A 14566-nucleotide genomic window follows, 5' to 3' on the forward strand; every position below is an offset into this window, starting at 1 on the left:
CGCGATGGTACGGCGGCCGAGATGACAGGGGAGACGCGGGGGGCGTCCGTGCGGCGGTGGCGGATCCCGTCCTGGGGCGAATGGCGGCTGGGCACCAAGTTCGCGGTGTCCTTCGCGCTCGTCGCGGCGGTCGTCATCGCCCTTGTGGGCTCCCTGGCCTACAACACCGCGGCTCTCATGGTGCGCACCGACGCCCAGCAGGAGTTCGACGCCACTGTTGAGAGTCTCGCCGGCCCCCTGCGCGATCCGCCTTCCGGTCAGGGGGGGTACAGCAGCGACACGCTCAGGTTCCTGCATTCGGACACGTTCACCTTCCAGGGGATCCGGTCGGACGGCGGCGTCTCCGTCCCACTCAGGGAGCCCGACCGGATCGAGGTGCTGCCGGTCGTCGCCGCGGACCGCGACATCGCGGCGGAGCGTGAGCCGGGCGTGGTCCACACCCGTGAGGACGCGGCCAACGGCGAGGAGTACCGCATCGCCACCGTTTCCCTCGGCGGCGGCGAAGGCGCGATCCAGGTCGGCCAGCGCCTGTCGCCGACCGAGCGGATGCTAGACCGGCTCGCTCTGCAGATGTCCGGTGTGGCGCTGACGGTGCTGGCGGGCGCCGGGTTCGCCGGATGGCTCGTGGGCCGGCGGGTCACCGGCCGGCTGGTGCGGCTCACCGAGGCCGCGGAGTACGTGAGTTCCACGGGGCGGCTCGACCTCCTCGCCCAGGACGGTGAAACGGGGGGCAAGGACGAGGTCGGGCGGCTCGGCAAGGCGTTCGACGCGATGCTGGTCCGTCTCGCGGCGGCCAAGGAGGAGCAGCACCGCCTCGTGCAGAACGCCTCGCACGAGCTGCGCACCCCCCTGACCAGCCTGCGCACCAACGTCAGCGTCATGCGGCGGTTCGACCGGCTCTCCCCCGGCGCCCGCGACCGACTGATCGAGGACCTGCAGGGCGAGACGCGTGAGCTGACCGACCTGGTCAACGAGCTGGTGGAGCTGGCCACCGAGAGGCGGGAGGACGAGCCGTGGCAGCAGGTGGGGCTGCGCGAGGTCGCTGAGAACGTGGCGGAGCGCACGCGCCGGCGCACCGGACGGGACATCGTCGTCGACGCCGACGACAGCGTTGTCTACGGCCGCCCGCAGGCCCTGGAGCGCGCGGTGGCCAACCCGGTGGAGAACGCGGCCAAGTTCGGCCCCGAGAGCGCGGAACCGATCGAGATCGTCGTCCGGCAAGGGCGGATGGAGGTCCGCGACCGCGGGCCGGGGATCGACCCCGGCGAACTGGAGCACGTGTTCGAGCGGTTCTACCGGGCGACCTCGGCGCGCAGCCTGCCCGGTTCCGGGCTGGGGCTGTCCATGGTGCACGACATCGCCGAGGCGCACGGGGGCGAGGTGTTCGCGCGCAACCGCGAGGGCGGCGGCGCCGTTGTCGGCTTCGTACTGCCGGTGTCTCCGACCGGGGGCGGCGGACCGCCGCCGGAGGGGCCCGCCTCCTCCGGCCCGGAGTGAGGCGGCCCGGGGCGCTTCCGGCGGCGGTGCCGGCCCGCGTGTCTCCTCCGGATCACCCGGTGCTCGCCGTTGGGCTCCCGGTCAGGTCGTGGTAGATCTGCTCGAAGCGCACCAGCGACCTCTGGTACCGGTGCCGGGAGGCGATCGCGCGTCCCGCGGCGCCCATCTCGGCGCGCTCCTCCGGGGAGGCGAGAAGGCGGCTCAGTCGCGCGGCGAGACCGTCTATGTCGCCCGGCCGGTACAGGTACCCGTTGTGCCCCTCCTCGATCAGGTGCGGCAGCGCCATCGCGTCGGCGGCGACCACCGGCAGGCCACTGGCCAGCGCTTCCAGGGTGGCGATGCTCTGGAGCTCCGCGGTTCCTGCGATGGCGAAGACATCCGCCGCGCGGTAGACGAGGGGGAGGTCGTCGTCGGACACGAAGCCCAGGAAGTGCACCCGGTCGGCCACCCCCTCGTCAGCGGCCAGCCGCTCCAGCCGCCTCCGCTGCGCCCCGGTGCCGGCCAGGAGCAGTTGGGCACCGTCGACGGTGATCCGCGCCACGGCGGAGACGAGGTCCTCGATGTGCTTCTCCTCGTCCAGCCGGCCGACGAAGGCGAACGTGGGCCGGTCCGGCACGCCGAAGTGGGCGCGGAACCGGGCGCGTGACGTCAGGATGGATCCGTCGGCCTCCTCCCACATAGGACGGAACCGGTACGTGTCGATCCCGCAGGAGACCGCCTCCACCGGCCGCTGGAGCCCCTGGTCGACCAGCAGTTGGGCCGCGGTGCGCGTCGGCGTCGTCACGTGGTCGGTCTCGGCCAGCACCCGGGCGAAGTCGCGCCACGCCAGCCGGCCGATCCGGTTCCGCAGTGGCACGGGGACGTGCAGGTAGTTGAACATGTTCTCCGGCATGAAGTGGTTGGTGGCCACGACCGGGACGCCGTGCCGGCGCGCGGCCCTCAGGAGCAGGCGGCCCACGACGAAGTGGTTCTGGAGATGGACGACGTCGGGGCGCAGCCGCGCCAGCAGCCGGTCGACGTGTCCCGGGACCCCGAGCGGGACGGCCAGCCGGACCGTGTCGTGCACCAGGGACGGCACTGAGCGCAACCGGTGTTCGAGAACGTCGCCGTGCCGCACCGCCCGGGGGCGGCCGTCCGGTGCGGGGCAGAGGAGGTGCACATCGGAGCCGCGTTCGGCGAGCCCGGCGGCGAGCCGGGCGGTGAAGAACGAGGCGCCGTTGACATCCGGCGGGTACGTGTCGGTCCCGATGAGTACCCGCAGGCACGCGGACCCGGCGCGCGACGGGGTGGCGGTACGTGCTCGGGCGCCGCTCGAAGGAGCGGAAGGGATGGTCACGGACATGGTCAGATCTCCCGGTGAATGCGCGAGGTGCGGCGCGCACCACGATTGTGGCCCCCCGTTGCCTGCCGTCGTCCGCACGGTGACGGCAAGGAGTCCGCTGAGTACCACGCGGTGTCCAGAACGATACTCCCGCAGCGGTTGGTTACACACGGTGCGGATACGTGTGTCTTCGGATGCGGAGCAGAAATGGCGCGGACGGTCGGCGGCGCAAGAGGGGAGAAAGCGCGGCCGACCGCCTGCGCGCGAGGAAGGAACGCGCAGGCGGCCGGCCGCGGCCGGTATGCGGCGCCCCGCGCCCGGAACGGTGCCGGGCGGTGCCGGATACGAAGGCGTTAACGGCGGGCCGTCCCCGTCCTGGTTCTCCGGGCGGGCCGTGCGCCGTGGTCGCGGCCGGGTGCCGTTCGAGCCGCGACCGCGCAGCGACGGCGGCCTGCCGATGGGTCGCCGGGACCCGTGGAACGGGGAGTGTGCTCGCGCTCCGGCGATCACGGCGCGAACACCCTTCCGCACCTTCGGCCGGGAACCACCCGCTGCCCGTGCACGCCCTTCCCGCCCGGTCCGACGGCGAAGGGCCCGCGGTTAACGCCGTTCTTGGCGGATCGGATTCCCGCGATTTCGGCGTTCATGCGTCGATCGGGGGACGGATTCCATCACGATCACGCAACCGTGCCCGCCTCGCGTCCCCCGGGCGAGGCGGGCACGGCGCCGCCGCGAGGACATGGACGGTGGCCCTCGCGGTGGTCCCGGCGCTATTCGCCGATGCTCTCGGCGGACTGGGCGGAGAGGGTCAGCTCGGTCTCCGCGGAGTTCCCGCCGCGCTCGTAGCCGATGGTCACCGTCTCACCGGGCTGGTGGGAGCGCACCGTCGCGATCAACTCGTCGGGATTGGTGACCTCCTCGTCGTTGACCGAGGTGATGATGTCGCCCTCCTGGAGGCCGGCCTCGCCCGCGGCGCCTTCCCCGCTGACCTCCACGAGCTCGACGCCGCCGTCGGCCGTCGCGGTGATGGTGGCGTCGATGGCCGCGTAGTTGGCCCGCCCGTCCTCCAGCAGTTGCTCGGCGATCGGCTGCGCCTGGTTGATCGGGATGGCGAAGCCCAGGCCGATCGACCCGACCTCGCCTGCTGCGCCGCCGGTGCCGGCGATGGCCGTGTTGATCCCGACGACCTCACCGTTCATGTTCATCAGCGGCCCGCCGGAGTTGCCGGGGTTGATCGGGGCGTCGGTCTGGATGGCGTTGATGACCGTCGAGGTCTGCGCCTGCGGCTGCGATTCGGGCTCCTCCGGCGGCTGGAACGGGAAGTCCGGCTGCTGCTGCCCCTCCTGCTCCGGCCGCTCCTGCTCGACCACGCCGGTGTTCACCGGCCGGTCGAGCGCGCTGACCACACCGGAGGTCACGGTCCCCGTGAGGCCCAGCGGCGAGCCGATGGCGACGACGTCCGCCCCCACCTCGACCTTCTCGGAGTCACCGAACACCGCGGGAGTGAGGTCGTTCTGCCCTTCGGCCTGCAGCACCGCGAGGTCGGAGACCGGGTCGGCGCCGACCACCTCCGCATCGGCCTCCTCGCTGTCGTGGAAGCGCACCCGCGTCGTGTCGCCCTCGGCCTGGGCGACGACGTGGGCGTTGGTCAGGATCTGGCCGTCGGAGCTGATGACGACCCCGCTTCCGGTGCCCTGGCCGGCCTGGATGGAGACCACGCTGGGCAGGGTCTTGTCGGCGACCTCGCTGACGCTTCCGGTGGACACCGAGCTCGCCTGCCCGTCGGTGAGCGAACTGAGCGGCCGTCCACCGAGCCCCGGGGCGAACTCCATGGTGATGAGCGTCGCGGCCGGGCCCACGATGAGACTGGTGACCAACGCGGTGACCGCCGCCACGATCAGGACCCTGCCGCGCCCCCGGCGTCCGCCGTGGCCGGGTTGCGGAGCCGGCAGACCGGAGGCCGACTCCGGCGGAGGACCGAAACCGGAATCGCCGCCGCCGTACCCGCCGGCGCCGTGCCCTCCCATGCCCGGCTGCGGACCGCTCGAATGCGCGCCGAACGCGTACGGGTCGCCGCCGACCGCGCCCCACGGGGGCTGCGGCCCTGTAGGGGGGTGGCCGGCGGACCCGGTGTACTCACCGGGAGCGGAGCGCCGGTTGTGCATCAGGTTCGCGATGAAGGGGCGCTGCGCGGCGGGTCCTCCGGGGCCCTGCGGCGCGTCGAACGGGGACTGCGTGGAGCCTCCCTGCCACGTCTGCCTGGGCGGCCGTGCCGGATCCGACTGCTGTCCGGGAACGTCGGGGCCGGCCGGGCCGGCTGTCGGCGGGCCACTGGCCGGGGTCAGAGGATTGGTCGGCGCCGTCTCGTCGCGCCTGGAGCCCTCCAGCTTCGTCGCGGCCACCGCCGGTGTGGTCGCTCGCGCTCATGTGCTCCTCCGGGAATGGTCGCCCGCCGTGTTCGCGGTTTCACGTTCTTACCTATGAATACCCATGATGCGTGCGGCGAGTAAGAACGCGGTGAGACATCGGATAGGCGGGGTTTCGAGACAGTCTGCCATTGCGGGGGCAGTAGCGCCCGGAAGGGAGAGTTTCCTCCCTGTGAGAGCGCTAATCGGCGCGTCGTAGCTGTGCACGAGGCGATGTGCCGGATCATGGACGCGTGCCCCCGCCCCTCTCACCTGGTCCGCCGCGTGGCCGCCCACCAACCCGAGGTCCGCAGGCCACGCGGTGTTCAAACAACAGGAACGCAGGAGAGCAGCGCCGAGCATACAACGGAGGTGCCCTGGCCCGCCGGGAGCGGCCGGTCTAGTATCCGCGCCATCCCTGCTGGTGGTAGCCGATGATGTGCGGGTGCAGCAGAGTGGAGGCCTTGGGGTCCTCAGGGCGCCGGTCCTTCGGGAAGACGAGCGCGGCCCGCAGCACATCGCTGTCGAGGAACCGCAGTCTGGGGTGGTCTTCGGGGAGTTCGACATCGGGGGCCCCGCCAGAGGTGGCGAGAAAGAAACCCCAGTTGCCGAAGCTGGGCACGTCCACGTTGTAGGGGGTGTTGGGCAAGCCCGCCTCTTCCAGCGCCCGGCCCACGCTCCAGTAGGCAGCGGAGGCGAAGTACGGCGAGCCGCCCTGGATGGCGGCGCGTCCGCCGTCGGAGAGGGCTTCGCGCACCAGGGAGTAGAACTCCACGGTGTACAGCTTCGAGGTTCCGACGTCCTGACCGTCGGGGAGGTCGCCGATGACGACGTCGAACCGCTGCCTGTTCTCGCGCAGCCAGGTGAACGCGTCGGCGTTGACCACATCGACACGGGGGTCCTCGAACGCTCCGTCGTTCAGCTCGCGGATCACCGGGTCGGTCCGGGAGAGCCGGACCACCTCCGGGTCCAGATCGACCAGCGTGACATTCTCGACGTCGTCGTAGCGCAGGATCTCACGCACTCCGAGGCCGTCGCCGCCGCCGAGCAGCAGTACATCCTCGCGCTCCCCGGCCATGGCCGGGTGGACCAGCGACTCGTGGTAGCGGTACTCGTCGAGGGAGGAGAACTGCAGGTCCCCGTTCAGAAAGAGCCGGACGTCCCTGCCGTCCAGCGACTCGGTGACGACGATCTCCTGGTAGTCGGTGCGTTCCGCGTAGACGACGGGATCGCGGTAGAGGGCCTGGCGCGCAGTGAGTTCGAACCGGTCCGAAGCGAACAGTGTCAGCGTGAGCAGCACCAGCACCACGCTGAGCCCGCCGCCCAGCAGCAGCCGCGCCCTGCCGCTCAGGTCCTCGCGGAACAGCCACAGCACGACGGCCACACCCACGACCGCGTTGAGCGCACCGACCATGAGGGCGCCTTTCGGCAGCCCGAACAGCGGCAGCAGCAGGAACGGGAAGGCCAGGCCGCCGAGGAGGCCGCCCACGTAGTCGGCCGCGAACAGGTCGGCGACCGCGTGGGAGGCGTCCTGTTTCCGGATGCGCTGGATCAGGGTCATCAGCAGCGGGATCTCCGCCCCGATAAGCGCCCCGATCGCGAACGCCAGGAGGACCAGCGCCGGCTGGTACATCGAGAACCACGCGAAGGCCGCGTACAACAGGAGCACCGAAAGGCCGCCGATGAGCGACAGCAGCCCTTCGATCACCGCGAAGGAGAAGGCGGGCCGGGCCTGCAGCCGCTTGGAGGCAAGGGAGCCGATTCCCATCGCGAACACCATGACCGACAGCACGATCGAGGCCTGGGTGATGGTGTCGCCGAGCAGGTAGCTGCCGATCGAGACCAGCGCGAGTTCGTAGACGAGGCCGCACGCGGCGCAGACGAAGACCGCGAACAGCACCAGGAAGCGGGCCGGCCGCGGCGGGACGGGGAGTCTCAGCCGGGTCTGGCCCGCTTCCTCGGATACGGTGACCGGATCGGTCATCAGGAGATCGCCGCTGCCATGACCAGCGCGATGGAGAAGTGCGTGGCGGCGTTGACCCAGGCCGCCGGGTGCAGCTCGGAGTCGCTGAGGACGTCGCCCAGCTTGGCGGGGGTCAGCAGGTCGATGATCAGGAACGAGGCCGTCATCATGAACAGGCCGACCAGGCCGTAGACGACGGTGGTGAACAGGCCGGTCACCAGCCCCACCTCGCTCGCGTAGATCGCCGAAACGACGACGATCGCCACGCCGAGGGTGTTGGCCGAGAGGATGAGGGTCGCGTTCCGGTTCCGCTCCTCCCAGATGAGCTTGTGCAGCCGGCCGGGGGTGATGAGGTCCACCAACAGGTAACCGAGGATCATGATCAGCAGGCCGACGGCGCCGTAGGCGAGCGCCGCACCGACGTTGAACAGGGTTTCCATATGTTCCTCGTCATTCTTGGGGTGAGGGGTCAGGGGCCATTCGGTTGTTCTCCGGAGCCGCTGGCGTCGCGGCGCCGGCCTCAACGGGGAGGCCGGGGGCCGGAGTGCGTCTCGTCTGTCCGGTACCGCCGACCGGACCGGGAGGCGGTCGTCCTGGTGCCGGAGGCGGCGGGCGGCGCCAGACCGCCCTCCCGCTCACCTGGGACCGGGCGCGCGCGAAGGGGTCACTTGCCGAAGCCGGGGCCGCCGCCGCGGTAGTCGCTTCCGCCGCCGCCGGTGGTGCTGGTGTTTCCACCGCCCATGCCGCCGAAGAAGAAGAATCCTCCTCCGCCTCCGCCACCGCCACCGCCGCCGCTGCTGTCGCCACTGCTGCTGGAGCAGCTGCCGAGCAGGATGAGGAGCAGGAAGAGCGCGGCGACCACGGCCACAGCCGTGATGATCTTCCTCTGGGCCTCGTTCAGGTTGTCATCCATTGGTCTGTCCTCTGCTGCGGGGATGTGGCCGCCCGAGGGCGATAGAGGTCGTGGTCGTGACCAGCTCGCCGCTTTGGGGGTAGGCGTGCCAGGTGCGCCAGGAGAGCGGTTCCCTCTCCGCCGGGCCGGCGATCACCGCCATGGCGGTGATCGCGAGGAGGTCGCCGGGGAACGTGGCGAGCAACCCGTCCGGGTGCGCGGATATCGCCCTGCTCAGGCGGGTTACACGCGCGGTGAACTCGCCGGGAGCGAGAGTCTCGACAGTGGAGGCGAACAGGTAGCGGGAGGCGCCGTCGACATCGGCGGTGGCCCGCTCCGGCAGGGCGCCGCTCGCCCCCGGCAGGCAAGCGACGGTCTCCAGCAGCGTTTCCGGGCCGTCGTCGCTGATCCCGGCCCGCACCTGGTGGGAGGCGCCGAGCACCCGGAGCTCGGCGAAGGCGGGGCCGGCGCGCACCACCCGTGTCGCGAGAGGGGCGATGGGCGCGTGTCCAAGCGTCCAGGTGAGATCGGCGGCACGGGTGTCGACGAACGGCGCGCGGATTCCGGCGCGCACGGTTCAGCCTCCCGGGTAGATCGTGAAACTGCCGTTGGGCACCGTGGTGCCGATGGCCACCTCCCAGCGGCCGTGGTCGAACCGCTCGAATGCCAGGTGGCTTCCGTCAGGCGCTTCGTAGTCCACGTAGTCCATCCCGCCCTGGGCCGGGAGGCCCGTGGTGCCCTCGGAGCGGTAGGCGGCGGAGCCGCGCTCGACCATCCGGTACCGGGCGCCTTCGAAGTCGATCGTGTCGCTGTAGGGGGTGAGGTCCAGCTCGGGGCGGCCGGTCCACATCGCCATCTGGACGTCGGGGTCGGCCTCGACCGACAGCCAGCGCTTGCCCTCGGGTATCTCCAGGAAGTGCTCGGCCCACGCATAGCCGCCCTCGGACAATCGCAGCGTGCCGCGGATCCAGGTGCGTTCGACGCCGAAGTCCAGCATGTCCCCGGCCTTGAGCGAGCGGGGGTCGCCCTGCAGGTCGTGCGTCTGGGCGAACGGGTCCTGCGGTGGGGGCGGCGGGGGAGGGGCGGCGTGGGGTGACGATGGGCGGTTGGGGCGCCAGAGGTAGATCACGAAGGCGATCAGTGCGCCGATGATCAACAACAGCAGTAGTTTCTCCACTGCCACGCCTCGCTTCCCGGTCGGCCCGATCCCGTGACGCGGACACGGTTCATATCAGCTCATATCGGCGCATAGAGCCTACCGATCCTGCGCCGTGTGAAGACCACCTGGGCCGATGCCGGTCACCTGGGAACCCGCGAGGTGCGGCGTGCGTCCAATGACAGGAGGCGCTGCTCTTACCGGTGGAGCCGCGGTCAGCCCGTGGTGCCTGTCCCGGTTTCGGCGGGAAGTTCCGGGTCGGAGGCCCACGCCCCCCAGGAGCCGGGGTAGAGGCGGGCGCCGGTGAGACCCGCATGCTCCATGGCCAGCAGGTCGAGGCAGGAGGTCACACCGGAACCGCAGTAGGCGGTGACGGTTCGGGCGGAGTCGGCGCCCAGCGCGGAGAACCGTTCCCGCAGGCGCTCCGGCGCGGCGAGGCGGCCGTCCTCGGTGAGGTTGTCCTGCCACGGGGCGCTGCGCGCTCCCGGGATGTGGCCGGGGCGGGGATCGACCGGGGCCGGCGCCTCACCCGTGTAGCGGCCGTGTACCCGCGCGTCCAGCAGCATCCTGGAGGGGTCGCCGAGCTCGGCGTGCACGGTGGCGGTGTCCACGACGCGGTCGCCGGGCCAGGGGACCGGGGTTCGGCGCTGTGGTTTCAGCGTCACCTGCCCGGTTTCCAGGGGACCGGTCCACGCCTGGATACCGCCGTCGAGCAGTGCCGCGGGCGAGCCGATCAGCCGCAGCATCCACACCAGCCGTGCCGCGGTGGATCCTCCGGAGTCGTCGTAGGCGATGACGGTCGTGTCGTCTCCGATGCCGAGCTCGCCGAGAGCGGTGGCGAAGATCTGCGGGTCGGGAAGCGGGTGGCGCCCGACCTCGGCCGTCGCGGGCCCCGCGAGGTCGGTGTCCACGTCGACGAACACCGCGTCAGGCAGATGCCCTCTGAGATAGGCGGCGTGCCCGGACCTGCCGTCGAGGTACCAGCGGACGTCGGCCACCACGATCCGGCTCCCCTCGACCCGATTCTCGTTCAGCCACTCGGGAGTGACCGCGACGGGGAACGGGGAGGGGGTTTCCTGCTGTGCCATAGCCGCCAGGCTATACCAGCCCGGTTCCGCTGGTCAGGAGGATTCGCCAGTAACAGCGCCGGAAACCCGCGTCCGGCCGAGCCGCTCCACGTGGCGCAGCCACAGCAGGCCCAGCACCGGGAGGACCAGCGGGATGAAAAAGTACCCGCTGCCGAAGCGGGACCAGACGGTGTCGTCGGGGAAGGCCGCCGGATCGAGCAGGCTGAGCGCGCCGATGATCAGCACACCGAGCAGTTCCACCGTGCAGGAGACCGCGGCGACACGGTGCGATGTGCGGTCGGCGCGGGCGATGCCCACCGTGGCGACGATGTAGACGCCCCCGGCGAGGGCCGAGAGGAGGTAGGCGAGGGGCGCCTCTTCGAACCGGGTGAGGATCTGCACGGTGGCGCGGGCGGTGGCGGCCAGCGCGAAGAGGGCGTATACCGCGACCAGGAGCCGGCCCGGGCCGCTGCGCGTAGCGGGGTTCTCAGGCAAGAGCAGGGCTCCATGTCTGCTCGAGCCGGACCATCAGGACCGGGAGGATGAAGCAGGCGAAGGCGATCACCGCGGGCCCCCAGCGGCTGCGCTCCATGAACCCCCAGACGGCGCACGCCGGCGGCAGCAGGATGACGGTGGCCAAGTAGCCGATGAAGACGACCCTCTCAGCGGGCTGCTCGCCGTTCGCCATCAGCAGGCCGGAGACCACCCCCTGACCGAGAAGCAGCAGCCACAGCACGCCGATTCCGATCAGGTGCGGCACGAACATCGGTTGGCCGCGGAAAGCGGAGATCAGGCACCATACCGCCATGGCCAGCGATGCGAGCTGGATGGTGGTGGTCAGCCCGTCGATCACGAGTACCTCCGCCCTGCCGTTCGAGCTGCCGTGTGAACCGTTCCGGCGCGCATTGTACCGGCGGTGTGCCAAAGTGCACTACATAGCGTAGTACTTGCTTCCGTGCACACGAAATCCGGGCGGCCGCGGAACCGTCCGCCGCCCCCGGGCTCGGCGCCGTGCGGCTTCTAGATCATCTCCTGCGCCAGAGTGCCGAGAACGCCGCCGATAATGCCGCCGATGATCGGGCCGACAACCGGAATCCAGGAGTAGTTCCAGTCCGACCTGCCTTTGCCCTTGATCGGCAGCAGTTGGTGCATGATGCGAGGGCCGAGGTCGCGCGCGGGGTTGATCGCGTACCCGGTGGGGCCACCGAGCGATATACCGATTCCGGCGACCGCCAGGGCCACGATCAGGATTCCCAGTCCGGACAGCGCCAGGGCCTCGTTCTGGCCGGTCGCCACCACGGTGAAAAGCAGGGCGGCGGTGGCGATGATCTCCGTCGCCAGGTTCATCCACGGATTGCGGACTTCCGGTTCGGTGGAGAAGATGCCGAGAAATGGACCGTACGAGGCGCGGAACTGGCCCAGGAAAGCCAGCCAGGCGAGCCCGGCACCGACCATCGCGCCGAGTAGTTGTGCGATGAGATAGACGGGGACGTTCACCCATTCGCCGGTGGACGCGGCGAGGCCGAGGGTCACGGCGGGGTTGATGTGCCCGCCCGAGAGCGGGAGGGCGAAGTAGGCTCCGACCATAACGCCGAAACCCCAGCCGAACGCGATGAGGAGCCAGCCGGTTCCCTGTGCCTTGCTCTTGTTCAGCACGTGGGCGGCCACACAGCCGCACCCGAACAGGAGCAGGAGCATCGTTCCGAAGAACTCTCCCACGAAGATCGTTGCCGGTGTCACTAGTGCCTCCGAATCACCAAGGCAGAAATACCGGTCGCATACCCGTGTCAGACACTGTTCATGAATGTTCTTCGGAGACGATTGGCTGTTTACTCGACCGTGACAGGAGAATAGCGTGAAACGTGCTGTTCTTAATGTTTCCGACGGCTTCACGGGGGGAACGGAAGAACGGAGAATTAAGAGAGGGAAAGGCGATTGCCGTACGGACGGTAGCGGTTTAGGGCGCACGCTCTAATGCGGTGTCGATCGTGTTGGTACGTAAGGGATGCCGTGCTCCGGCGAACACGGCCGTGGTCACCCGACCGGACGATCGGCCCGCCATTATCCGCGCCTTTCCAGCCGCGGAGGGAAGCGCTGCCAGGTGAGAAGGCGCGAGAGCAGGTCCTCCTCCACCGGGTGGGCCGGAAGGAGATCGCCGCCGGCTCCCGCCGCCCGGTGGTGCGTCCCCGCTCGGATGGGGGCGAAGCGGACGGGCAGCCCGGTGAGGCATTGGGAGAACAGTGCCGGACGCGGGACCAGCGCCTGCTCGGAGACGGCGCGCCATGTCGGGAAGCCGGTCCAGGAGGAACTCGGCCCCGGCGGTGACGATCCGCGCGGCGATCTCCTGTCCGGGGCAGTGGCGCGCTCCGGCCCCCCAAGCCAGGTGTGCCCGGCTGTCGGCGATCCCATAGGAGGAGGTGCGATTCATGTGGCGCATCGCCGGATCGGAGTGCGCCGCCGTCCAGCAGAGCACCAGGGCGTCGCCGCTCCGGGCCGGCGCACCACCGAGCACGACGTCGCGCTCGGCATAGCGGGCCGCCGGCATGCCGAGCGGAGGATCGGTCCAGAACACGTGGTCGAGCGGTTCCTCGATCGGCAGGCTCGACGCGGCGTGGTCGGAGCGCAGCCGCGGATTCGTCAGCAGCGCGCGCAGGGTGCCGGCCATGGTGGCGACGGTGGATTCGTAGCCGGCCTCCATCACACCCGGTACAGGACACTCGGGGATCCGCCCCGCCTGCTGCGCCCGCCATTGGCGCGGGGCACTGGCGAAGCTGCCGGAGTCCCGAATCACCCGCGGGTTCTCGGCGTATCCGAGCGGCAGCCACGCCGTGATGCCGGGTTCGAACTCGATGGGCGCGATCGTCCCGAACCTGCGGCGCGGTCCGCTCCAGCCGGACATCGTGTTGGCGCGTGCCGCCTGCGCGTCCATGGGAACGGCATGCATAGGGCAACAGCCGGATGCCGGTCGCGAGGTCCCGCCGTCGGCATCAGACATGACCCCTCGCACGGCGTATTCGCAGGTCCTTTGAGATTTCGAGAGGTTGCACCAGATATCCGCGTGTGAGAATCCCCACATTCGGTGGGCCGGCGCATCCGCGTCCCGATCAGCGGTTCGCCCCTGGTCACGACGAAGGTCGGAGCGCACGGCGCCCATTGCCTCCCGGGCGACTCAGCGGCTGAGACGCCCGGGAAGGAGGACCGCAAGGGGGCGGGAAAGGCCGACTGCGCCCACTGGCCGTGCTCAGTCCCGACACTGGCATGGCGAGTGACTCCGCGGTGAGCAATGCGCGGCAGGCGAAGGAGGGAACCCGGGATGGAGAGGGCGTCTGAGCCTCGCTGGGTGATCGTTGGTGTGGACGGTTCCGATTCCAGCCGGTACGCCCTCGAATGGTCGGCATACCAGGCGTCGCTGCACGACTTGGGGCTGCGGATCGTCGCCGCCGCGTCGCCGGCCGAGCCGCACAGGTCTTTCGGTGGCCTCGTGCGTTACGGCAGCACCGCGGGTGCGATCGAGCCCGACGAGGCCCGGTCGCTGCTGGAGTACGCGCGTGACCGGGTCCGGCGGATCTTTCCCGATCTGGCTGTCGAGACACGGCTGGCCCGGCGGCGCGCGGGCCGGGCGCTGCTTTCGGAGGCCTCGCGGCCGGAGGCGGCGCTCGTCGTCGTCGGTTCGCGCGGCCTGAGCGGGCTGGCCGCGGCGTTCTTCGGATCGGTGGGCGTCGAACTCGCCGCGCACTCTCCCGTGCCCGTCGTGGTCCTGCCGAAGACGCATGAGGTGGCCGAGGGGATCAAGGGGCGGATCATCGCGGGTGTCGACGGGTCCGGGCCGGGACGCCGCGTCGCCGAGTTCGCGTTCGCCCAGGCGTCGAGGCGCGGTACCGAGGTCGTCGCGGTGTGTGCCTGGCAGCCCATGGCGGCGTTCGGTTCGTCGATGGGGCCGGTTCCGCCCGAGGTGTTCGACGACGGAGCCGTGGCGTCCGCGGCTCGGCGGCTGCTCGACTCCGAGCTCGCCGACCTGCGCCCGCGCTACCCCGATGTCGCCGTCGCGGTTCGGGCTGTCCGGGCCCATCCTGTTGTGGCGCTGCTGGAGGAGAGCACACCGGCGGATCTGATCGTCGTCGGTTCCCGGGGCCGGGGTGGGGTCACCGGCCTGCTGCTCGGTTCGGTCAGCCAGTCCGTCCTGCACAACGCGCACAGCCCGGTCGCCGTCGTGCACTGACCGGGAGTGCCCCGCCTTGGGCGCGGGCCCGTACCCGGGGCGGGGA

14 protein-coding genes are annotated in these 14566 nt (G+C 70.6%); 2 read left to right on the forward strand and 12 right to left on the reverse strand.

Annotation, left to right across the window (positions count from 1 at the left end):
• Positions 1-21: 21 nt before the first annotated feature.
• Positions 22-1497, forward strand: coding sequence for a sensor histidine kinase (locus VS93_RS05300; protein ID WP_046468878.1), 1476 nt, complete (start codon positions 22-24; stop codon positions 1495-1497).
• Between the two features lie 52 nt (positions 1498-1549).
• Here the strand turns inward: VS93_RS05300 and VS93_RS05305 are convergent, their stop codons facing one another.
• The 12 genes from VS93_RS05305 to VS93_RS26710 all read right to left on the reverse strand — a co-directional run bounded on the left by VS93_RS05305 (position 1550) and on the right by VS93_RS26710 (position 13230).
• Positions 1550-2839, reverse strand: a complete 1290-nt coding sequence (locus VS93_RS05305; RefSeq protein ID WP_046468879.1) for a glycosyltransferase — start codon at positions 2837-2839, stop codon at positions 1550-1552.
• Between the two features lie 749 nt (positions 2840-3588).
• Positions 3589-5220 (reverse strand): S1C family serine protease, encoded by a 1632-nt coding sequence (locus tag VS93_RS05310; protein ID WP_052745549.1) that lies wholly within the window; start codon positions 5218-5220, stop codon positions 3589-3591.
• Positions 5221-5623: 403 nt separating this feature from the next.
• A complete protein-coding gene (locus VS93_RS05315) occupies positions 5624-7207 on the reverse strand; it encodes a polyamine aminopropyltransferase (RefSeq protein WP_046468880.1) in 1584 nt (527 codons plus the stop codon).
• On the reverse strand, positions 7207-7626 hold the full coding sequence (locus VS93_RS05320) for a DUF350 domain-containing protein (protein ID WP_046468881.1): 420 nt from the start codon (positions 7624-7626) through the stop codon (positions 7207-7209). The genes VS93_RS05315 and VS93_RS05320 overlap by 1 nt, the downstream gene beginning before the upstream one ends.
• A 224-nt stretch (positions 7627-7850) precedes the next feature.
• Positions 7851-8099, reverse strand: a complete 249-nt coding sequence (locus VS93_RS05325) for a hypothetical protein (RefSeq protein WP_046468882.1) — start codon at positions 8097-8099, stop codon at positions 7851-7853.
• Positions 8092-8652: a DUF2617 family protein gene (locus VS93_RS05330; protein WP_046468883.1), complete on the reverse strand. Its 561-nt coding sequence runs from the start codon at positions 8650-8652 to the stop codon at positions 8092-8094. The genes VS93_RS05325 and VS93_RS05330 overlap by 8 nt, the downstream gene beginning before the upstream one ends.
• A gap of 3 nt (positions 8653-8655) precedes the next feature.
• Positions 8656-9261, reverse strand: coding sequence for a DUF4178 domain-containing protein (locus tag VS93_RS05335; protein WP_173434261.1), 606 nt, complete (start codon positions 9259-9261; stop codon positions 8656-8658).
• 188 nt (positions 9262-9449) lie between these two features.
• Positions 9450-10322 carry a sulfurtransferase gene (locus VS93_RS05340; protein WP_046468885.1) on the reverse strand — a complete coding sequence of 291 codons (873 nt, stop codon included), beginning with the start codon at positions 10320-10322 and terminating at the stop codon, positions 9450-9452.
• A 33-nt stretch (positions 10323-10355) separates the two neighbouring features.
• A complete protein-coding gene (locus VS93_RS05345) occupies positions 10356-10796 on the reverse strand; it encodes a hypothetical protein (RefSeq protein WP_046468886.1) in 441 nt (146 codons plus the stop codon).
• A complete protein-coding gene (locus VS93_RS05350; RefSeq protein WP_046468887.1) occupies positions 10789-11154 on the reverse strand; it encodes a hypothetical protein in 366 nt (121 codons plus the stop codon). The genes VS93_RS05345 and VS93_RS05350 overlap by 8 nt, the downstream gene beginning before the upstream one ends.
• 167 nt (positions 11155-11321) lie before the next feature.
• Positions 11322-12041 carry an MIP/aquaporin family protein gene (locus tag VS93_RS05355; RefSeq protein ID WP_046468888.1) on the reverse strand — a complete coding sequence of 240 codons (720 nt, stop codon included), beginning with the start codon at positions 12039-12041 and terminating at the stop codon, positions 11322-11324.
• A gap of 217 nt (positions 12042-12258) precedes the next feature.
• Positions 12259-13230, reverse strand: a complete 972-nt coding sequence (locus tag VS93_RS26710; RefSeq protein ID WP_156184692.1) for a cytochrome P450 family protein — start codon at positions 13228-13230, stop codon at positions 12259-12261.
• A 384-nt stretch (positions 13231-13614) separates the two neighbouring features.
• Here VS93_RS26710 and VS93_RS05365 point away from each other — a divergent pair, with 384 nt between their 5' ends.
• Positions 13615-14520, forward strand: coding sequence for a universal stress protein (locus tag VS93_RS05365; protein WP_046468889.1), 906 nt, complete (start codon positions 13615-13617; stop codon positions 14518-14520).
• The last annotated feature ends 46 nt before the right edge of the window (positions 14521-14566 follow it).

The organism is Allosalinactinospora lopnorensis (assembly GCF_000981225.1).
Classification (GTDB): Bacteria; Actinomycetota; Actinomycetes; order Streptosporangiales; family Streptosporangiaceae; genus Allosalinactinospora; species Allosalinactinospora lopnorensis.

What these genes read in the sequence shown, in the direction of transcription:
- VS93_RS05300 (WP_046468878.1), top strand. Translation starts at nt 22, where the DNA reads ATGACAGGGGAGACGCGGGGGGCGTCCGTGCGGCGGTGGCGGATCCCG.
- VS93_RS05305 (WP_046468879.1), bottom strand. Translation starts at nt 2,839, where the DNA reads ATGTCCGTGACCATCCCTTCCGCTCCTTCGAGCGGCGCCCGAGCACGT.
- VS93_RS05315 (WP_046468880.1), bottom strand. Translation starts at nt 7,207, where the DNA reads ATGACCGATCCGGTCACCGTATCCGAGGAAGCGGGCCAGACCCGGCTG.
- VS93_RS05320 (WP_046468881.1), bottom strand. Translation starts at nt 7,626, where the DNA reads ATGGAAACCCTGTTCAACGTCGGTGCGGCGCTCGCCTACGGCGCCGTC.
- VS93_RS05325 (WP_046468882.1), bottom strand. Translation starts at nt 8,099, where the DNA reads ATGGATGACAACCTGAACGAGGCCCAGAGGAAGATCATCACGGCTGTG.
- VS93_RS05340 (WP_046468885.1), bottom strand. Translation starts at nt 10,322, where the DNA reads ATGGCACAGCAGGAAACCCCCTCCCCGTTCCCCGTCGCGGTCACTCCC.
- VS93_RS26710 (WP_156184692.1), bottom strand. Translation starts at nt 13,230, where the DNA reads ATGGACGCGCAGGCGGCACGCGCCAACACGATGTCCGGCTGGAGCGGA.
- VS93_RS05365 (WP_046468889.1), top strand. Translation starts at nt 13,615, where the DNA reads ATGGAGAGGGCGTCTGAGCCTCGCTGGGTGATCGTTGGTGTGGACGGT.